16 protein-coding genes and 1 pseudogene are annotated in these 18,587 nt (G+C 69.5%); 8 read left to right on the top strand and 9 right to left on the bottom strand.

Annotated elements, in window-relative coordinates; genetic code table 11:
• The first annotated feature begins 13 nt into the window (after window positions 1-13).
• Together G3I71_RS37010 and G3I71_RS37005 are read left to right on the top strand one after the other, a co-directional pair.
• The gene (locus tag G3I71_RS37010; protein ID WP_164321868.1) at window positions 14-748 is read left to right on the top strand and encodes a Clp protease N-terminal domain-containing protein; all 735 of its coding nucleotides are present in this window, start codon (window positions 14-16) and stop codon (window positions 746-748) included.
• A 48-nt stretch (window positions 749-796) separates the two neighbouring features.
• On the top strand, window positions 797-2,530 hold the full coding sequence (locus G3I71_RS37005) for a bifunctional 3'-5' exonuclease/DNA polymerase (RefSeq protein WP_164321866.1): 1,734 nt from the start codon (window positions 797-799) through the stop codon (window positions 2,528-2,530).
• A gap of 6 nt (window positions 2,531-2,536) precedes the next feature.
• Here the strand turns inward: G3I71_RS37005 and G3I71_RS37000 are convergent, their stop codons facing one another.
• The 3 genes from G3I71_RS37000 to G3I71_RS36990 all read right to left on the bottom strand — a co-directional run bounded on the left by G3I71_RS37000 (window position 2,537) and on the right by G3I71_RS36990 (window position 7,278).
• Complete coding sequence (locus tag G3I71_RS37000) at window positions 2,537-4,711, bottom strand: BTAD domain-containing putative transcriptional regulator (RefSeq protein ID WP_164321864.1); 2,175 nt, start codon at window positions 4,709-4,711, stop codon at window positions 2,537-2,539.
• A gap of 237 nt (window positions 4,712-4,948) precedes the next feature.
• A complete protein-coding gene (locus G3I71_RS36995) occupies window positions 4,949-5,881 on the bottom strand; it encodes a glycosyltransferase family 2 protein (RefSeq protein WP_203732364.1) in 933 nt (310 codons plus the stop codon).
• Window positions 5,882-5,955: 74 nt separating this feature from the next.
• A complete protein-coding gene (locus G3I71_RS36990) occupies window positions 5,956-7,278 on the bottom strand; it encodes a CdaR family transcriptional regulator (RefSeq protein WP_164321862.1) in 1,323 nt (440 codons plus the stop codon).
• A gap of 251 nt (window positions 7,279-7,529) precedes the next feature.
• Here G3I71_RS36990 and G3I71_RS36985 point away from each other — a divergent pair, with 251 nt between their 5' ends.
• Complete coding sequence (locus G3I71_RS36985) at window positions 7,530-9,308, top strand: FAD-binding dehydrogenase (protein ID WP_164321860.1); 1,779 nt, start codon at window positions 7,530-7,532, stop codon at window positions 9,306-9,308.
• Window positions 9,309-9,419: 111 nt separating this feature from the next.
• Here the strand turns inward: G3I71_RS36985 and G3I71_RS36980 are convergent, their stop codons facing one another.
• Together G3I71_RS36980 and G3I71_RS36975 are read right to left on the bottom strand one after the other, a co-directional pair.
• A complete protein-coding gene (locus G3I71_RS36980) occupies window positions 9,420-10,865 on the bottom strand; it encodes a Tat pathway signal sequence domain protein (RefSeq protein WP_164321858.1) in 1,446 nt (481 codons plus the stop codon).
• A gap of 224 nt (window positions 10,866-11,089) precedes the next feature.
• Window positions 11,090-12,361 (bottom strand): acyltransferase, encoded by a 1,272-nt coding sequence (locus G3I71_RS36975; protein ID WP_239149568.1) that lies wholly within the window; start codon window positions 12,359-12,361, stop codon window positions 11,090-11,092.
• A 273-nt stretch (window positions 12,362-12,634) separates the two neighbouring features.
• Between G3I71_RS36975 and G3I71_RS36970 the strand changes: the two genes are divergently transcribed.
• Entirely contained in the window at window positions 12,635-12,913 is a 279-nt protein-coding gene (locus G3I71_RS36970) for a hypothetical protein (protein ID WP_164321857.1), read from the top strand.
• A complete protein-coding gene (locus tag G3I71_RS36965; protein ID WP_164321855.1) occupies window positions 12,910-13,302 on the top strand; it encodes a PIN domain-containing protein in 393 nt (130 codons plus the stop codon). Before G3I71_RS36970 ends, G3I71_RS36965 begins: the two co-directional genes overlap by 4 nt.
• On the opposite strand, the gene G3I71_RS36960 is transcribed toward G3I71_RS36965, so the two are convergent.
• Window positions 13,216-14,049, bottom strand: coding sequence for an ATP-binding protein (locus tag G3I71_RS36960; protein WP_164321854.1), 834 nt, complete (start codon window positions 14,047-14,049; stop codon window positions 13,216-13,218). The genes G3I71_RS36965 and G3I71_RS36960 overlap by 87 nt on opposite strands.
• Before the next feature lie 190 nt (window positions 14,050-14,239).
• Between G3I71_RS36960 and G3I71_RS36955 the strand changes: the two genes are divergently transcribed.
• Window positions 14,240-15,106, top strand: a complete 867-nt coding sequence (locus G3I71_RS36955) for a helix-turn-helix transcriptional regulator (RefSeq protein WP_164321852.1) — start codon at window positions 14,240-14,242, stop codon at window positions 15,104-15,106.
• Window positions 15,103-15,309, top strand: coding sequence for a DUF397 domain-containing protein (locus G3I71_RS36950; RefSeq protein ID WP_164321850.1), 207 nt, complete (start codon window positions 15,103-15,105; stop codon window positions 15,307-15,309). The genes G3I71_RS36955 and G3I71_RS36950 overlap by 4 nt, the downstream gene beginning before the upstream one ends.
• An 81-nt stretch (window positions 15,310-15,390) precedes the next feature.
• Here the strand turns inward: G3I71_RS36950 and G3I71_RS51630 are convergent, their stop codons facing one another.
• The 3 genes and pseudogenes from G3I71_RS51630 to G3I71_RS36940 all read right to left on the bottom strand — a co-directional run bounded on the left by G3I71_RS51630 (window position 15,391) and on the right by G3I71_RS36940 (window position 17,174).
• Window positions 15,391-15,783, bottom strand: a complete 393-nt coding sequence (locus tag G3I71_RS51630; protein WP_343243177.1) for an RICIN domain-containing protein — start codon at window positions 15,781-15,783, stop codon at window positions 15,391-15,393.
• A 36-nt stretch (window positions 15,784-15,819) separates the two neighbouring features.
• Window positions 15,820-16,560 (bottom strand): annotated as a pseudogene (locus G3I71_RS51625) (trypsin-like serine protease); the annotation flags it as partial.
• 80 nt (window positions 16,561-16,640) lie between these two features.
• Window positions 16,641-17,174 (bottom strand): hypothetical protein, encoded by a 534-nt coding sequence (locus tag G3I71_RS36940; RefSeq protein WP_343243175.1) that lies wholly within the window; start codon window positions 17,172-17,174, stop codon window positions 16,641-16,643.
• Window positions 17,175-17,672: 498 nt separating this feature from the next.
• Here G3I71_RS36940 and G3I71_RS36935 point away from each other — a divergent pair.
• A partial coding sequence (locus G3I71_RS36935; RefSeq protein ID WP_239149567.1) for an ALF repeat-containing protein occupies window positions 17,673-18,587 on the top strand: 915 nt, incomplete at its 3' end.

Raw genomic sequence — 18,587 nt, 5'->3', positions numbered from 1 at the left:
CTAGGGTTGACACATGACGACCAATCAGCCCGTCCGGGCCTCCGTACGCCTCGACGACCTCATCGAAGCCATCAAGAAAGTGCACACCGACGCCCTCGAACAGCTTCAGGACGCGGTGATCGCCGCTGATCACCTCGGTGAGGTGGCCGACCATCTGATCGGGCACTTCGTGGACCAGGCACGGCGTTCCGGTGCCTCCTGGACCGACATCGGCAGGAGCATGGGCGTCACCCGGCAGGCCGCGCAGAAGCGGTTCGTGCCGAAGGGCGAGTCGGACCTCGACCCGAGCCAGGGCTTCAGCCGCTTCACGCCACGGGCCAGGAACGTGGTGGTCCTCTCCCAGGAAGGGGCCAAGTCCGCCGGCAATGACCAGATCGGTACCGAGCACCTGGTCCTCGGCCTCCTCGCCGACCCGGAGAGCCTCGGGGCGAAGGCGATCACCGCGCAGGGCGTCTCCCTGGACAGCGTGCGCGAGGCCGCGACCGCCGGCCTCCCGCCGCGTGGCGAGAACGACCCCGCCCTCATCCCCTTCGACGCCAACGCGAAGAAGTCCCTCGAACTCACCTTCCGCGAGGCCCTGCGCCTGGGCCACAACTACGTCGGCACCGAGCACATCCTGCTCGCCCTGCTGGAGTTCGAGAACGGCGAGGGGCTCTTGACTGGCCTCGGCCTCACCAAGCCGGCGACGGAGGAGTACGTCACCGCAGCCCTCGCCAAGATCAAGGTGGAGTTCGACCAGCAAGGCTGAAAGTGCTGGTCGGGGTCGTTGTCAGACCCTCCTGCCACACTCGGGGACATGGCAGGCCTGGCGGAGACGGCCGAGCGGTGGGCGCTCGCTCCGGCCGAGGACGGTGGCGTGGAGATCGCCCCCCTCGGTCCGGACGGGCTGCCCGCCGGGCCGGTGCGGCGGGAGGCGGATCTCGGCGCGGCCGTCCGTGACCGGCCGGATGTCACGCGGTGGGTGTGGCGGTCCACCCCCGAGGTCTATCCGCGACTGCTCGGCGCGAGGGTGCGAGTCGAGCGGTGCTACGACATCGAGGACGCCGAGACGCTCCTGCTCGGCCACGAGGGGCGGCTCGGTGAGCCCCGCTCCGCCGCGGCGGCCCTCGCCCGGCTGCGCGGCGGTCCCGTACCGCCGGATCCGCCGCAGCGGTCCGCCGAACCCGGCGCGCAGTCGCCGCTCTTCGAACCGAGGCCGGTGCACGTACCGCTGGCGGATCTGCTGGAGGTGTACGCCGACCAGCGGCGGCGGCACGACGCGACCGCGCACCCGGACCGGATGCGGCTGCTGACGGCCGCCGAGTCGGCGGGGATGCTGGTGGCCGCCGAGATGAACGCGGCGGGGCTGCCATGGCGCGCGGACGTCCATCGCGACCTGCTCCACGAACTGCTGGGCGAGCGGTACACGGGCGGGGGTGAGCCCCGGCGGCTCGCCGAGCTGGCGGACGAGGTGTCGGCGGCGTTCGGGCGCCGGGTGCGGCCCGATCTGCCCGCCGATGTCGTCAAGGCCTTCGCGCAGGCCGGGATCAAGGTGCGGTCCACGCGCAGATGGGAGATCGAGAGCATCGACCATCCGGCGGTGAAGCCCCTCGTCGAGTACAAGAAGCTGTACCGGATCTGGGTCGCACACGGCTGGTCCTGGCTCCAGGACTGGGTGCGGGACGGACGGTTTCGGCCCGAGTTCATCGCGGGCGGGACGGTCACCGGGCGCTGGGTCACCAACGGCGGGGGCGGACTGCAGATCCCCAAGGTGATCCGGCGGGCGGTGGTCGCCGACCCGGGATGGCGGCTCGTGGTCGCCGACGCCGACCAGATGGAGCCGCGTGTCCTCGCCGCGATCTCGCGCGACCCCGGGCTGATGGAGGTCGCGGGGCGGGAGAGCGACCTCTACCAGTCCGTCTCCGACCGCGCGTTCTCCGGCGACCGGGCGCAGGCCAAGCTCGCCGTGCTGGGCGCGGTGTACGGGCAGACCTCCGGGGACGGCCTCAAGAACCTCGCCGCGCTCAGACGCCGGTTCCCGAAGGCGGTGGCGTACGTGGACGAGGCGGCGCGCGATGGAGAGGAGGGGCGGCTCGTGCGGACGTGGCTGGGGCGTACGTGTCCCCCGGCGGTACGGGCCAACGACGACTCGGTGGAGGAGGCCGGCATCCCGCTCCCGGAGGACGAGGGCACCGACCTCGGCGGAGGTGCGAGAGGCGCGGGTGCGCAGGAGTGGGTGCCCGGGTACGCCTCGTCCAACTCCCGTGCCCGGGGCCGCTTCGCGCGCAACTTCGTCGTCCAGGGCAGCGCCGCCGACTGGACCCTGCTGCTGCTCGCCGCGCTGCGCCGGAGCTGTGCGGGGATGGCTGCCGAACTGGTCTTCTTCCAGCACGACGAGGTGATCGTGCACTGTCCCGAGGCAGAGGCCCAGACGGTCGTGGCGGCGATCCGGGAGGCGGCGGAACTGGCGGGGCGGCTGACGTTCGGGGAGACGCCGGTGCGGTTTCCGTTCAGTACGGCGGTGGTGAAGTGCTACGCCGACGCCAAGTGACGCGCGTCAACCCTGACAGGCCGACGCGCCGCCGTTCGCGGCCACTACGCACCCCACGGCCAGTTCACGGGCGTAGTCCCTGACCAGGTCGTGGGGTGCGTAGTGGCCGTACGCGGTCTCCTCCAGGAGGGCTACGTCGACGAGGCGGTCCAGGGCTGCCCCGGCGCGGCGTTCGTCGGTCGCGGTGAGGCGGGCGAGGAGCGGGGCGTCGTACGTGGGGAGGTCCAGGGCGCCGATGCGGCGCAGGGCGAGGGCCGCGTCGCGGTCGGTCTCGCGGGCGGAGGTGCGCAGCGCGTCGTGGGCGCCGGCGAGGGAACGGCGGACGCTCAGGTCGTCGTACTCCAGATGCGCCAACCTGCTCTCGGCGGCGACCAGTTGAGCGGCGAGCAGGTCCGGAGTGAGGGCCCGGCGGGCGGCGAGCCTGGCGGCGACCACGCGCAGGGCGAGCGGGAGGCGGCCGGTCAGCCCGACGAGGGGGTGGGCGGCGTCGAGGCCGTCCCGTCCGGACGCCGCGCGCAGCAACTCGGCGCTCTCTCCGTCGGACAGGGGGGTGAGGGGGAAGCGCCGGGCGCCGTCGAGGGCGGTCAGCGGGGACCGGCTGGTGACGATCACGGCGCAGCCGGGGCCCGCCGGGAGCAACGGCCGTATCTGCGCGGCGCCTTCGGCGTCGTCCAGGACCAGCAGGGTGCGGGTCGGCGCGAGGAGGGAACGCAGTAACGCGGCTGTTCCGTCCGGGTGTTCGGGGATGAGGAGAGGGTCGGTGCCGAGGTCGCGCAGCAGCGCGGTGAGGGCCTGAGTGGGGGTGAGCGGGGGCACGCCGGGGGTGCTGCCGTGCAGGTCGACGTACAGCTGACCGTCCGGGAAGCGGTGCCGGAGGGCGTGGGCGACGTGCAACGCCAGGGCGCTCTTGCCCACACCGGGCATGCCGTGGATCAGGGCGACGGGGGCCCGGGCGGTGGCATCGGGCCCGAGGTGCGGCTTCGGGGCCAGGGTCCGGCGCAAGTCGTCAGCGACGGGGGTGCGGCCGGTGAAGTGGGGCGGGGGTGGGGGGAGTTGGGCGGGGCGGGGCATGCGGGGCGGTGCGGATGCCTGCGCGGGGCGTGGTGTCGGCGCAGTGCTCGGTTCGGGCGCGGGGCGCACCGATGCCGACGCGGCTCGTGGCGTTGGCGCGGAGCGCGGTGCGGGGGCCGAGCGTGGTGATGCCGACGCGGCTCGTGGCGTGGGGGCGGGAACCGGTCGCGGGGCCGAACCCGACGTCGGCTGTGCGGGGACGTAGGGAACCGCCAGGTGGGCGGGCGTCGCGAGGTGGGCGGGCGTCGCGAGACCACTCGGAACACCCGGAACATCCGGACCCACCGGACCCACCGGACCCACCGGACCCACCGGACCCACCGGACCCACCGGACCCACCGGCAGTCTCAGTACCTCCACATGGGCCGCCCGTACTGCCGGGCCCGGTTCCACGCCCAGTTCTTCCAGTAGGCGGTTGCGCAGGTCGCGGTGGACGGCGAGGGATTCGGCCCGGCGGCCGGTGCGGTGGAGGGTGAGCATCAGCTGGCGGTGGTAGGACTCGCGCAGCGGGTGTTCGGCCGTCAGCGACGTCAACTCCGGGATCAGGGAAGGGAGTCGGGGACCGCCGATGTTCAACTCGGCGTCGTAGCGCCACTCCAGCAGAATCAGGCGGGCCTCCGCCAGGCGCTGGGCGAACGCGTATCCGACGGTCTCGGACGGGAGGCCGGTCAGCGGGGCGCCGCGCCACAGGGTGAGGGCGGACGCGCTCTCGGTCAGGACGCGCTGCCAGTCCTGGTTGGCGTGCGCGGCCCGTGCCCGTTCGACGTGTGCCTGGAAGACGTGCACGTCCAACTCGCCCGGGCCGACCCGCAGTAGATAACCGGGCGGTATGGCGCGCAGCCGTCCCGGATCGTCCAGGAGCCGGCGCAGCCGGGCCACGTGGTTGTGCAGCGAGGCCTGCGCGGACGCCGGCGGCGTCCCGCCCCACAGCGCGTCCTTGAGAGTCCCGACCGGGACAACTCGGCCTGGTTCAAGGAGCAGGGCGGCGAGCAGCGTCCGTACCTTGATGCTGCCGATCGGCTGGATTCCGTCCCCTGCAAGGCCGTTGGAGGCACCGCCGTCGTACAGGACAGGCGCGCCCAGCAGTCCGAACCGCAGACCGCACCGCATGTTCTCGCCCCACTGCCATCTCGTTCGCCACCGGAAGTACATGTTAGCGATCTGTTGGCGTGGCCTGATGTGATCACCTCAACGGAACCGGCCCGAGGGTGCGCGCGTGTGACGCGCAGCTCGGGGGAGTGTCGCCGTCGCGGCCGGGTCCGGGTACGCGAGAGGGCCCGGGTCGTTAGAGGTGACGACCGGGGCCCTCATATCGCGTTCCGCCTGTGGCAGGACTGTTTCCCGAGGTCACAGCACGGGTGGGCGGCCGAGCCGGGTCAGTGTCCACACCGTGCGCCAACGCATCGGGCGGCGTTCACCGGCCGGTTCACGCAGGCCCTCCACGAAACCGGCGAACCAGGCCCGCAGCGCGCGCGTGGAGCCGCCGCGCAGGACGGTGATCGCGATCCAGACGCCCAGGTGCACCGGGATCAGCGGCAGCGGGAGCCGGCGGCGGACCAGCCAGACCCGGTTGCGGGCGGTGACCCGGTGGTAGATGGCGTGCCGGGCGGGCGAGGTGCTGGGGTGGCGCAGCAGAAGACGCGGTTCGTAGAGGATCTTCCAGCCGGCGTCGACGGCCCGCCAGGCGAGGTCGGTCTCCTCGTGGGCGAAGAAGAAGGCGGCGGGCCAGTCGCCGGTCTCGTCGAGCATCGCCATACGCAGGGCGTGGCCGCCGCCGAGGAACTGGGTGACGTAGCCGCCGAGCATCGGGTCGCCCGCACCGGGCCGGGGGACGTGCCGCCGCTGGGTGACGCCGTTCTCGTCGGCGATGCGAAAGCCGACGATGCCGAGCCGGGGGTCGGCGGCGTACAAGTCCCGTACGCGGGTGAGTACATCGGGGTCGATGAGCAGGCCGTCGTCGTCGAGGTCGACCACGACGTCGATGTCGCCGAACTCGCGCAGCCGGGCCAGGGCCACGTTGCGGCCGCCCGGACAGCCGAGGTTCTCGTCGACCTCGATGGTCGTCACCTCGCCGGAGAGGCCGGGGAGTTCGGGCAGTGGACAGCCGTTGCCGACGAGCACGATGCGGTCGGGGGCGAGGTCCTGCTTGGCGATCGACTCCAGCAGCGCGTTCAGCGCGACGGGCCGGTTTCCCATGGTCACCACGGCCACCGCGATACGCGGCTCCACCGCCATGCCACCCACCAGACCCACCTCGTCCCGCCCGCCGACGTACACCATCGCGGTCGGATGCTATCTGTTTACAGTAAGGATGTATTAAGTACGCATTGAGTACGTCTCTTCTGCATAACAGCCTACGGCTTTCCGTCAGCGCCGAGCCCCAGCCAGGTCCGCAGCGCCCACCACCAGTGCAGGGTGCCGAGCGGGCCCGAGGCGCTGCCCGGCAGATCGTCCGTCAGGGACTCGCCGGTGAGCTGCTGGAGGCGGGCCAGGCGGTAGCGGACGGTGTTGGGGTGGGTGAACAGGGTGGCCGCCGTCCGGTCGAGGCGGCGGCCGTGGTCGAGGAACGTCAGTGCGGTGACCGCGATCTGACGGTGGAAGTCGTCCCGGGGGTCGAGGTTCGCGAGGAGGCGGGCGCTGAGCCAGGCGCCCAGGAGCGGATGGTCGGCGAGGGCGATCTCGGCTGCCAGTTCGGTGAGTTCGTACACGCCGTGGCGCCCGTACGGTCCCGGCGTCGCCGTCGCCCCTCCGTCGAGGTCCAGGGCGCGGACGCAGAGGGCGTAGGTGGCCCGGAGGTCGTCCAGGGGTACGGGCGGTGAGACCACGACGAGCGCGCCGTCATCCCTGTCCTCCTCCCCCTCCCCCTCTCCCTCCCCGTCGTCGATCGCCTCGCCGGCCGGCAGTCGTGGGTACAGGCCCACCAGCCGTCCGTCGAGCATGCCGAAGAGGCAGCCGCGCAGGGCGGCGAGGCGGTGGGCCAGGCGCCGGGTGCGGGCGGGGTCGCCGCCCGGGTCGGCGACCAGAAGATGGCGTACGGCGTTGTGGCGCAGCCCGGCACGGGCCAACTCCTCTGCGGCCGGCGCCTGTTCGCCCTCGACGAGGAGACGGTGCAGCAGTCGCGCCCGGGTCTCGCCCAGCGCGCGCGGGGTGTCCCACTCGGCGGTGCGGTACCCGTGGACGACGTGCCGTTGCAGGGCGTCGCCGTACTCCTTGAGCCGCATCACGGCGGAGAGCAGCGCGGCGTCGGGCACTCCGGCCGAGCGGCAGCGGTCGACGGTGATCTCGACGGTGCGGGTGAGGCCGGCCTGGACTCCGCGTAGTACGGCGATCACCGGCACCCCCTGACCCGCACGGTCCGCGCCGAGCATCAGGGCGGCGGCGAAATCCTGCGCGTCCATGCCCTGTTCGTCGTTGTCCCCGGTGCCGGGTCCACCGGGTCCGCCCTGTGCGTGCCCATCGGGGTCTCCCAGCCAGGCGCCGGCCGCGTTGAGCATGGCGGTGACGTGCCAGAGGGTTTCCGCCTCGGCGAGCCGGGCCACCTCGGGAGAGTGCTTCCGGGCCGCGTGCACGAGTTCGCTCTGGACGTCCGCGTCGGCGGCCATGGCGCGCAGCACCTCGGCGACGGTCTCGTGCTCGGGGCGTTCGGAGCGCTCGGTGACGTCCGTGCGGACCGTCATGGGCCTCTCCCTTCCGCGCCGATGCGGTGTCGCCGGGGCACAACGGAGGGTCGCATGCGTTGGCTCCCGCCCACTACCCCACTGCGGTACCGACCTGATTCCCTGATCGCTACCGACGGTAACCCCAGGCTCGCCACAAACGCACCCTTCGCACGGACACCCCCACGCCCCCGTGCACGCGCACCTGATCCCCCGTCTGCACCCGCATCCGCACCCGCATCCGCCGCACGACCCACCCGGAAGGCACCCCCATGGAGCACTTGACTGACCCGGTCAGCCGCCGCCGGGCAATGGCTCTGGCCGGTGGCGCGGTCGCCGCGACCGCCCTCATCCAGTCGGGCACGGCGTTCGCGGCCTCGGCGGCCACCTCGGCCGACGCCATCGTCGTGGGCCACGGGCTGGCCGGGCTTGTCGCCACGGCCGAACTCGCGGCTGCGGGCCGCAAGGTGCTGCTGCTCGACCAGGAACCGGAGTCCAACCTCGGCGGCCAGGCGTTCTGGTCCTTCGGCGGGCTGTTCTTCGTCAACTCCTTCGAACAGAACCTGATGGGCGTCAAGGACTCGAAGGAACTGGCCTGGCAGGACTGGCAGGGCGCGGCCGGCTTCGACCGGGGCATCACCGACCCGCTCGGCCAGGACTACTGGGGCTACAAGTGGGCCCAGGCGTACGTCGACTTCGCGTCCGGCGAGAAGCGGGCCTGGCTGGCCGACCTCGGCATGCAGTGGTTCCCGTTCGTCGGCTGGGCAGAGCGCGGCGGCGGCCTCGCGGACGGCCACGGCAACTCCGTACCGCGCTTCCACGTCACCTGGGGCACGGGTCCCGCCGTAGTGGAACCGTTCGAGAAGAAGGTCCGTGCGGCGGTGGCGAGCGGGCTCGTCACGTTCAAGCACCGCCACCGCGTGGACGAGCTGATCCGGACGAACGGCACCGTCACCGGCGTACGCGGCGCGGTACTCGAAGCGAGCACCGCCGCGCGGGGCAAGGCCAGTTCACGGACGGTGGTCGGCAGCTTCGAGCTGAGCGCCGAGGTGGTGATCGTGACGTCCGGCGGTCTCGGCGGCAACCAGGATCTCGTACGGCAGAACTGGCCGGCCCGGATGGGCACCGCGCCCAAGTCGATGATCACGGGTGTGCCCGCGCACGTGGACGGGCGGATGCTCGGGATCACCGAGAAGGCGGGCGGCCGGATCGTCAACCCGGACCGGATGTGGCACTACACGGAGGGCCTGAAGAACTACGACCCGATCTGGGCCAACCACGGCATCCGCATCCTGCCCGGCCCGTCCTCCATGTGGTTCGACGCGACGGGCAAGCGGTTCTCCGCACCCGACATGCCGGGTTACGACACCCTCCACACCCTCAAGACGATCGTCGACACCGGCTACGACTACTCCTGGTTCGTGACGACCCAGAAGATCCTCGCGAAGGAGTTCGCGCTCTCCGGATCCGAACAGAACCCCGACCTCACCAACAAAGACATCTGGATGCTGCTCTCGCGCGCCTGGCAGACCCCGGAGCCGCTCGAACGGTTCAAGAAGTACGGCGAGGACTTCATCGTGTCCGACACGCTGTCCGAGCTGGTCCGGGGCATGAACAAGCTGACCGGCACGAGCCTGATCGACCTGGCCGCGCTCCAGCGCCAGATCGAGGCCCGGGACCGGGAGATCGACAACGCGTACAGCAAGGACGCCCAGGTCATGGGCATCCGCAACGCCCTCACCTACCCCGGCGACGTCCTCAGCCGGACGGCGTCGGCCCACAAGATCCTGGACTCCTCCGCCGGACCGCTGATCGCCGTACGCCTCAACATCCTCACCCGCAAGACACTCGGCGGCCTCCAGACCGACCTGTCGGGCCGCGTCCTCGACGCCACCGGCACCCCGGTTCCCGGTCTGTACGCGGCCGGTGAGGTCGCGGGCTTCGGGGGCGGCGGCGTCCACGGGTACCGGTCGCTGGAGGGCACGTTCCTCGGCGGGTGCCTGTTCTCGGGCCGCCAGGCGGGGAAGGCGGCGGCTGCGGCGACCGCCTGACGGCATTGCGATCCGGGCTCAACTCCGGTGTGCGCTCGGCGCGTTCATGCACCATTTCCGTATGAACGCGCCTGGTCGGGCCTGGCCGTCGGACCGGATCCGCGTACCGCGTCAGGCGCGCAGGGGATTTGAGCGGGCCGCCGCCAGCAGGTACCAGGCGGTCGCGCCCGCGTGGCGGTACGGGTAGTAGCCGAAGCCGAAGCCGGTGTCGAGGGGGCTGCTCGCCGAGACGACCCCGGCGCGCTCGGGCAGGGCCAGGCTGCCGACGGTCTGGCCGGTGCCGAGGAGTTCCTGGGCACGCTCGATGGAGGCGATCAGCCGGTGGGCGCGTGCTTCGTCGCCGTGTCCGGCGCGGTCCCGGAGGGCGAGGGCGAGGTGCGCGGTGCCTTCGAACCAGACGCCGTTGCGGTTGGGCTTGGGCTGGAACGGGGCAATGGGGGTGTCCTCGTCGGCCAGCAGGCTCACGGAGCTGAAGGTGACTCCCTCGTACGACTGTCCCGCGGGCACCGTGCTGTTGACGCGGTCGGCGCGGTCCAGGACGGCCAGTTCGGTGGCGGCCCAGTCCAACGAACCCGAGTATCGGCGGGAGTTGAGGGCGAGGTGGGTCCAGGTCTGGGTGTCCTCGGGGATCGGGGACTTGTTGACGGTCGCTCCGTCGTTGGTGCCCGTGTAGAAGAAGCCCCCGGACACCCCGCCCGGCGTTCGGTCCGGCTCCCACATCTTCTCGACGAACGCCCGCGCCGTCGCCCGCCGTTGGCGCCACACCGGGTCCCCGGTGAGCAGGGCGAGTTGCCCGAAGAGGGCGACCAGGTCGGTGTTGTGCTCGGTCGAGCTGAACGGCAGTTTGACGTTCGCGCCGTCGACCCCGAACTTGTAGCCGCCGAGGGGCTGTTGGGTATTGGCGTTCACCTCGATCCAGGCACCGATCCGCACGGCGGCGTCCAGGAAGCGACGCTTGCCGGTCCGGCGAGCCAGCGCGGCGAGCGCGATACCGGCCCAGGCCATGTCGCCCACGGCTGTACCCGTGAACCCGAACTGGGTACCGACGTTGGCGGTGCCGTCGGCCCGCACGAACCCGTCGGGCTGCGCGACCCCGTCGTAGAAGACGTACGGCCCGACGTTGTAGGCCTGCCGGAGCCTGCCGTCGTCGTACACCGGGTCGTGCGCCTGCGCGTACCGCAGGGCGTCCCCGAGGGCGACGGCCCGGCGCAGGCCCGACTCGGTGCGTGCGGCGAGGTGGGCGAGGATCGCGAGAGCGTTGTCGTAGGTGAACGCCGTGCTGAACAGGCCCGCCTGGTCGGAGTAGCTCTGGGTGAGGCGGACTTCGCCGTGGTCGGGGTAGGCGTCCATGGCGGCGGCGAGGAAGGAGTGGGCGCGACGCTGGGCGGAAGTCCCGTAGCCGGTCGTGGAGTTGGCGGCGCCCGCTACACCCGAGCCCGCGACGGTGAGCGCTGCGGCACCGAGGCCGGCGGCCCCGATGAGCGTGCGGCGGCTGAGCGCGGGGCCTGGTATGTCTGGTACGCCGGGTATGCCTTCTCTGTCGGACCTGCCGTTCATGGGTCTCCTCTGCCGGACTGAGAGCGCTCTCAACAACGCGCGGGGGCTCATTCTGCTGGTGTGCCCGGAGCGGGTCAACGCCCTTGCTGTGCATGCAGGTTGAACAGATTGAACAAGCTGAACCGGTTGAACTGTCCGGTTGAGCAGGTTGAACTGTCCGGCGAAGAAAGGAAACCCCGAGCCAGGAGGGTGGCCCGGGGTTTCGGCAGAGGGGCGTCGGCAGGTCAGGACATGGACGAGGCGTTGCGCAGCCGCGCGAACGACGTGTCCAGGCCCCGCTTCAACAGCCGCGCGAGGGGCGCTTCCACGAACTTGTGCACCAGCCAGCTCAGTACGAGGAAGCCGGCGACCACGGACACGACCAGGAGCCGCGCGTCCATGGTGTCGCGCAGCCGGTTGATGACCGTCGTACCGACGAGGTAGTGCATCAGATAGAACGGGTAGGTCAACGCACCCGCCGTGACCAGCCACTTCCAGCGGATGCGGTCGGTGTAGCCGAGCGCGATACCGACCATGACCAGCAGGAACACGGTGAAGATCAGCACGCTTCCGCGCCAGCTGGAGACTTTTTCGACCGCGTCGATGCGATGCCCGAGTTCCAGCTGTCCCATCAGCCAGGCCATGGCGATGATGCCCCAGAGCAACAGGTCCTGGCCGAAGCGGTGCATCAGATAGAGGGCCAGGCCCGCGATGAAGTACCAGGCACCCTCAGGGTTGACGATCAAGGTTAGGACCTGGAAGCCCGCGGCCGGGGCAATCATGGCGGCGGCGCCCCAGAGGCAGCAGAACACCACGACCTTGCGGTACGTCAGCCCCGTGACGACAACCGCCATGAAGAGCAGGTAGAAACGCAGCTCCGACCAGAGGGTCCAGTACACGAGGTCGACGTTCGACACACCCGAACCCCCTTGCAGCATGGTGAAGTTGAGCAGAATCTCGCGCCCCTGCTTCCGCTCCCACACCCCGGGCAGGGCCACCACGACGGCGGTGGTGAAGATGATGGAGAACCAGTACGCCGGGTAGAGCCGGATCACGCGGGAGGTGAAGAACTGCCGCGGGGTACGGCCCCAGCACGACATACAGATCACGAAGCCACTGACCACGAAGAAGATCTCGACGCCGATCCAGCCGTACGCGGAGATCCGGAACCAGTTCGGCATGATGTCGGACACCGGCTGACCCCAGATGAGGTTGTCCGGCTGGTTGACCCGCCAGGTTCCGGCGTAGTGGTGCAGGGCGACCACTATGGCTGCGAGCAGGCGGAGCCCGTCGAGGGCGTAGAGCCGACGGTCGCCCCCGGGACGGATGGCGGCGTGCTTCGCTGCCGCCCGGGTGGGCTTGTTCGTCGTCCCAGTGGGCCTCAGCGAGTGCTCGGCCGTGGCCAGTGGGAGAGGCTGCCGCGGTGACGGGATCACCTTCTGCATCCCGCTCACTACCCGCCCCCGCAACGGCGGCCCGCTGTCCGCGCCCTGCATCGACACCTGTATTACCCCCATCGGAAAGCTCGCCCGTGTACGACCACCTGCGCCCCTGGAACGGCAACGGCGGCCGGCAGCGGAACGGCGAGCGCTTGCCCAGCAGCAGTCACGGCAAACCCGCGAACACCGTAGAACCTCATGGTTCACGCACCGAGACTTCTGAGTCAGATCAACGGTTGTAGAGCAGAGCCGTCCGAATTTCGACAAGATGTGGAGGCTTTGGGTCCTCTTGATGGAAGGGTGGACACAGCACTCCGACGCGAATAACAAAACTCTTGTTAAAGTGACGCCATGGCCGCTCCCCCATCCCCCGCTCCCGGCAAGGGTCCCGTCCGCCCGGTTTCCGTCTCCCTACACGAGGGCACCATCTCCGCCCTCAAGGCCCGCACCAGCAAACGAGGCATGTCCGCGTACGTCGAAGCCCTCATCCAGCGCCAGTTGGAACGGGACAGGCTGCGCGAACTCATCGAAGACGCGGAGGCCGAACACGGCCCGGTCAACCAGACGGCAGTCGAGGCCAAGCGGACGCTCCTGAGCGGCGACTCGGCAGGCTCGGCGGACGCCGTGTGAGTGGCACCCTCGTCCTGGACTGCGAAGGTCTGTCCAAGCTCGTACGCCGCACACCCGAGCTCACCGAGTGGCTCGCCGCCGCCGAGGCCGAGGACATTCGCGTCGTCACCAGCTCCGTCACCCTCGTCGAGGTCCGCAACCCCAGGACCAGCCAGGCCCGCTTCGACCACGCCGTCTCCCGCGTCAACATCGCCCCGCCCACCGAAGCCATCGCCCACCACGCGAGCAAGCTCCTCGCCGCAGCGGGATTGCACGGCCACAAGTACGCCCTCGACGCGATCGTCGCCGCCACGGCACTCGCCTCACCCGCCCCGGTGACCGTCCTGACCTCGGACCCCGAGGACCTCGGCGTGCTGTGCGGCACGGGCGCCCGCGTGATCAAGGTCTGACTGCGGGGGTCGCCGATCCTCGCCCAGGTCTTGGAGTACGTAGAGGCGCACAACGTCGTCGGTCGTCGTCCAGTTCAAGGGGCGGGGTGGGGGCGGCGGCTGCCAGCAGTCCTCCTCGGGGAGGAGCAGGTCGGTCGGGTTCTTGCGTCGGTGCCAGCGTCGCCAGCGTGCGTGATGGGGGCTGGGCAGGGTCCAGACGTACGGGTCCGGGATGCGTGGGGGCTGAGTGACGGCGGGGATGGCTGGTGGGCTCGGCGTGCGAAGGCGGAGTGCGGCGGCCAGCCTGGTGACCAGTCGCGCCGTCAGCCGGAACATGCGGGGGCGACTTCCGGCAGCGGGAAGGTGGCCCACGAGCACTTGGTGAACCGGCGCAGGTCGCATCCCCATTGCTCGGTGAGCGCGTTGATGACGGTCAACCCGCGTCCGTTCTCGTCGTGTTGCCCGGCGGTGCGGGGTGCCGGGTGCCGGGGTCTTCTCCTTGTCGGGGTCGGAGACCTCCAGGAGCAGGTAGTCGCCGTGGAGGGTCAAAGAGACCTCGACCAGGGAGAAGGTCACCTCGCAGTGGCGTACGGAGTTGGTGACGAACTCGGTGGCCACGAGGGCGATGTCGGCGGCGAGTTCGGCGGGCAGGCCCCAGTCGGCGAGTGCTTTGCGGACCTGGGTGCGGGCGTCGGGGACGTTTCTGGGGTGCTTGGGGATGCGGAAGGTGATGGCCTGGCGGGGCTGGGGTGAGGTGGGTTCGGGCATGGCGGTGTCCCCCTGACGTGTCGTCAAGTCGGCGCCACGGAGCGGCGCTTCCTCCGGGAGGCTAGGACACAAGTAACCTGAACAGCAATCGAACGGTTACGCATATATGCCGAACCTCGTGGTGCTGGTTCGTAGCCCTAGAGTGGTGACCGCATGACACGGGGTTACCGGAGGAGAAGGGGAGGAGCCGATGCCCACAGGGGGACGTCCGACCGTGCGCAGTAGGCGACTTGGCGCAGCGCTCAAGGAGTACCGGCGCGCCGCGAAAGTCGATCAGCCGCAGGCGGCCGAGTTGCTCGGCGTGCATCAGACCAGGGTCAGCCGCATCGAGAGCGGCCACGTCACCGCGCGCGTGCTGGAGATCCGTACTCTTCTGGACGCGTACGGCATCGGGAACCCGGAAGTCCGCACAAAACTTGAGGCATTGTCGAAGAACGCCAACCGTCGCGGCTGGTGGCTCGAACACGCCGCGCACCTGCGGCCGGACTACCTCGACCACATCACGCTTGAGGACGACGCGACCTACATCAGGGATTGGGAACCCGTTCTCTTCCCCGGCCTTCTGCAAACCGCCGCCTATGCGGAAGCGAGCATCACCTCGGGTCCCGACTACATCGCTCCTGAGCTGGTCGCCCAGTTGGTGAAGGTGCGCGAGGAACGGCAGGCGAAGATCAGTGAAGGCGGGGCCAGTTACACCGCGATCATCTGGGAAGCCGTCGTCACCCACCCGTTGGTGGACGCCGAAATCCACCGAAGCCAGCTGGCCGCAATCCTTGAGACCGGGAAGCGGAAGAACGTGACCGTGCAGGTACTGCCGTTCACCGCAGGGGCGTTGGCAGGCTCAGCATCCGCTTTCTCCTCCTTCAGCTTCGACTCGGAGCCAACCGTCGAAGCCGTGACGCTGGAGAACCTGAGGGGCACGTCCGTCCTTGAGAGTTCCGAAGATCTCGCGGCTTACGCCAATGCGTACGACCTACTACGCTCGGCAGCACTGACACCGGACACCAGTGCGACACTCATCCGGCGCGCACTGCGGAGCAGCGAGGACGCATCGTGACCGAGGTTGTAGGCCCCTTCCGGAAGTCGTCGTACTCCGGGCAGCAGGGCAACTGCATAGAGGTGGCCCCCACGACCGTGGGCGGCCGAACCGTACGCGACAGCAAGGACCAAACTGGCCCGGTCCTCACGTTCACCCCCGGCGGCTGGCATACCTTCCTTGCCGGCGCCAAGTCCGGGGAGCTCGGCCGTGGGATGAAGTAGTCCCGGACAGGGAAGGACGGCCTTCCGAAGAAGGCCGCCCTGGCGGCAACAGCCGCTCACCCGGAGGATCCGGTCTGCGTGCTACGACCAGGTCCACCGCTGGTCGGTGTTCGTCCCGCACGGATACTGCACGACCTTGGCACCAGGGGCGGGGTCGGAAGCGAGGACGGTGAGACACTTATTGCTGTTCAGGTTCCACAGCCGACCGATGCTGTCGTGGATCCAAACCCGCTCGCCGATAGCGCTGGCACACGTCATCTGAATGGCTACTGTGCGGTCGGCGACGTTGTTGTTGGGCATGGCAAGACACTTCTGGCTGTTGCTGTTCCGGACTTGGTAGCGATCACCGTTTCCGCCTGCAACAGGCTCCAAGCGCCACAGCTGTTCAGTGCCGTTGCTGCAGGTCCACTGGAACAGCTCGGTGAAGTCAGCCTCGCTGTCGTTGGGAACTGCCAGGCACCTTTTGGTGCCCACATTGGTGAGGGGACGGAAGGCATTGACGGCGCCTGTGACCCAGGAGGCAAGGCCGTCGACGCGGGCGGCGATACCACCCGTGCGGGTCTCGGCCGCGTCGATGCCGTAGCAACCGCCCTGATAGGAGCGGCTGTTGAGAGCCGCAAGCTGGGGGATGCCACTGACCGTGCGGATGACAGGGCCGCCGGTGTCGCCCATGCAGGCGGCCGCGCCGTTCTTGCCGGTCACCGTGGCCGTGGTGGTCGCTGAGGCGTCCACCGACAGCGTGCCGGTGTGCAGGTTCAGCGGCGCCCACTCGGTCGCGGTGCGCCCGTATCCGGCGAACGTCAGCTCCTCGCCCATGGTGGGCGCGGCGGTGGCCAGGGCGATCGGGGTGACGTTGGTGACCGGGCGGTCCAGCCGGGCCAGCACGACGTCGCGGTCGGTACGGGGGACCAGCTCGACGACCTCGCGCACCGCACCCGCGGTGCTGGTCAGGTCGGAGCGGCCGATGGTCGCGGTGGTCGTGAGGGCCGGCTTGCCCGCGGGCACCGAGATGCTCGTGGCCGGGTCGGCGGCGAAGCAACTGGCCGCGGTGAGGAGCCACTGCCTGGCGACGAGGACGCCGGAGCAGCCGCGGTCGTGGTCGCCGATGACGATCTGCGCGGCGTAGGTGGCGTTGGCGGAGGGGGCGGGCGTGCCGGTGACGGCGGACGCGGTAGTGGCACTCAGCGCGACCGGGATCGCGAGCAGGGCCGCGGCGAACGCGGACAGACGCTTCGGTCTGGTGTGTCGCATGACGTGATTCCTTGGGCTGGAGATCTGCGGGGCCGGTCCGGCACCCCGCACAACGAAGGACAAGAGGCTCTGGACGGGGACTACTTGGAGGTTCTGATCTCCAGGAGCGTCCACTCGCGGGTCTGCTCGTCCGCGCTCTCGCCGACCGGAGTCCAGGTGTTCTTGGTGATGTCGTACGTCTGTTCCTCGGCGTCGACTGTCATCTCGGCCTGGGTCACGTAGTCGTTACCCCTGATGAGATAGACGGAGGGGAGCTCCAGGGTCAGCCAGCCGGAGGCGCCCTTGACATTGAAGCAAATCTTGCTTTGGTCGCGCGCCATGACCTCGAGCTGGCCCGTGCCGGTCACGCAGTCGGCCAGCGTGATGTGACCATCGCCGCGCTTGAGCACGATGTCCTTCTCGGCGAGGATCTTGTCCGCCTGCGGGTAGTCGAAGTTTTCGACGGCGTAACCGGGAGCCTCGTCAGCCACCGCCGTCGCTGCCCCGGACGCCCGGTTCGCAGTGCCTTCCTGAGCGGAGACACTGCCCGCCACGGCGGTCCACGCGAGGGCCCCGGCAGCCAGAGCCGCCAGGGCCGTCCCTATGAGTCTCCTGCGGTATGACTTCAACGGCACGAGAAAACGCCCCTTCATCACAATCCTGACTTCGTTGCTCCGGGAGGAATAATAAGCCGGAACGAATTTCGCGCGCGGACTAAGGGAATGTGAACGCGATACGCGCAGCCCTCACTCCCGGCAATGAAATATACCCCTGCCCACTTACCGGAAACCGCCTGTGCCACGTATGTAATCCCGCACCCCAGACCACGTCCACTTCACGGAACCGAACAATTCAGGCAAACCAGAGGGGTGCGACGTGAGATCAGCCACACTCGAAAAGGGTTGTATTGATTTCCATAAAGAACGGGTCACGGAAGAGTAGGGGGGTATGTCGGAAATAGTGGACAAGGATGGACTTTCAGGTAAAAGAGCGGTGAAATTTTTCTATGAATCGCACATAAAAACTGTAAGGTGCGGTTAAAGGAACAGGCTCGGTAAGCGAGCGATGATGACCTACGTAAATCTACTGAATACCCAACGAGCTGAATATCAACGGAACGAGGGAGTAACACGTTGAGTGTCAGATTGCAGGCTGCGTCGGCATGGCGCGGCATCATGGCGGCGCTGATAGCCCTGGTAATGGTCCTGGGCATCGATCTGCGCCCTGCCTCGGCAGCCGACGAGGCACCGGAGCACGGACGCGCCGACGTCCTCATGGAGTGGGAGTACGGCGGTCAGGGCGTCCGGCGCGCGGCCGAGGCGGCCCTACTGGGTTCGATCGACGACGTCCAGACGTTCATGGACGTGGACCTGCCGGCCGCCCAGCTGGAGGATCTGCGGGTCGAGGTGGCACAGATCATGGCCATCGGAGGTCCTGGTGTGCGCGATGCGGCCAACGCCGCGCTGGACGGCGCTGAGACTGAGCTCCAGGCCTTCCTCGACGGTGACTTCACCGCGGCCTACGAGGAGGACCAGCGCGTCCAAGCAGCGCAGGTCATGGCCTTCGGTGGTTCGGGCGTGAAGAAGGCCGGCAACACGGCTCTCAGCGGCACAGCCGACGACGTGAGTGCGTTCCTCGAGACGGGGCAGTACAAGGCGCGGGCCGACGACAACCGGGTCCGGGTCGCCCAGCTGATGTACACCGGCGGCACGAACGTGAAGCTGCTCGCGGGTCAGGCACTTGACGGTACGGACGAGGACGTACAGGACTTCCTGGACGACGGGTGGGCGGTCGCGGCCGCGCGTGACCAGGAGACGCTGACTGTCGCGCAGCTGGCCGTACTCGCAGACACGGCGCAGAAGCGGGCCAAGGAGCTGACCGAGACCGCCAAGGAGGAGGCGGCGAAGGCGGAGAAGGCCACGCAGGCGGCGAAGGCGGCGGCGCAGGTCGCGGCACAGGAGGCACTGGAGTCCAAGGAGTCGGCCGGCCGGGCTGCGGCGGCGGCGTCGCGGGCGGCGGCTGCCGTAGGTTCGGCCGGCGGCAGCGGG

This window comes from Streptomyces sp. SID12501 (genome assembly GCF_010550245.1).
Taxonomy (GTDB): domain Bacteria; phylum Actinomycetota; class Actinomycetes; order Streptomycetales; family Streptomycetaceae; genus Streptomyces.
The sequence above is the reverse complement of the archived record's forward strand: the minus strand, read 5'-3'. Positions and strand labels throughout refer to the sequence as shown.

Coding starts and splice junctions, on each gene's coding strand:
- G3I71_RS37010 (WP_164321868.1), top strand. CDS start 14: ATGACGACCAATCAGCCCGTCCGGGCCTCCGTACGCCTCGACGACCTC.
- G3I71_RS37005 (WP_164321866.1), top strand. CDS start 797: ATGGCAGGCCTGGCGGAGACGGCCGAGCGGTGGGCGCTCGCTCCGGCC.
- G3I71_RS37000 (WP_164321864.1), bottom strand. CDS start 4,711: ATGCGGTGCGGTCTGCGGTTCGGACTGCTGGGCGCGCCTGTCCTGTAC.
- G3I71_RS36995 (WP_203732364.1), bottom strand. CDS start 5,881: ATGGTGTACGTCGGCGGGCGGGACGAGGTGGGTCTGGTGGGTGGCATG.
- G3I71_RS36990 (WP_164321862.1), bottom strand. CDS start 7,278: ATGACGGTCCGCACGGACGTCACCGAGCGCTCCGAACGCCCCGAGCAC.
- G3I71_RS36985 (WP_164321860.1), top strand. CDS start 7,530: ATGGAGCACTTGACTGACCCGGTCAGCCGCCGCCGGGCAATGGCTCTG.
- G3I71_RS36980 (WP_164321858.1), bottom strand. CDS start 10,865: ATGAACGGCAGGTCCGACAGAGAAGGCATACCCGGCGTACCAGACATA.
- G3I71_RS36975 (WP_239149568.1), bottom strand. CDS start 12,361: ATGGGGGTAATACAGGTGTCGATGCAGGGCGCGGACAGCGGGCCGCCG.
- G3I71_RS36970 (WP_164321857.1), top strand. CDS start 12,635: ATGGCCGCTCCCCCATCCCCCGCTCCCGGCAAGGGTCCCGTCCGCCCG.
- G3I71_RS36960 (WP_164321854.1), bottom strand. CDS start 14,049: ATGCCCGAACCCACCTCACCCCAGCCCCGCCAGGCCATCACCTTCCGC.
- G3I71_RS36955 (WP_164321852.1), top strand. CDS start 14,240: ATGCCCACAGGGGGACGTCCGACCGTGCGCAGTAGGCGACTTGGCGCA.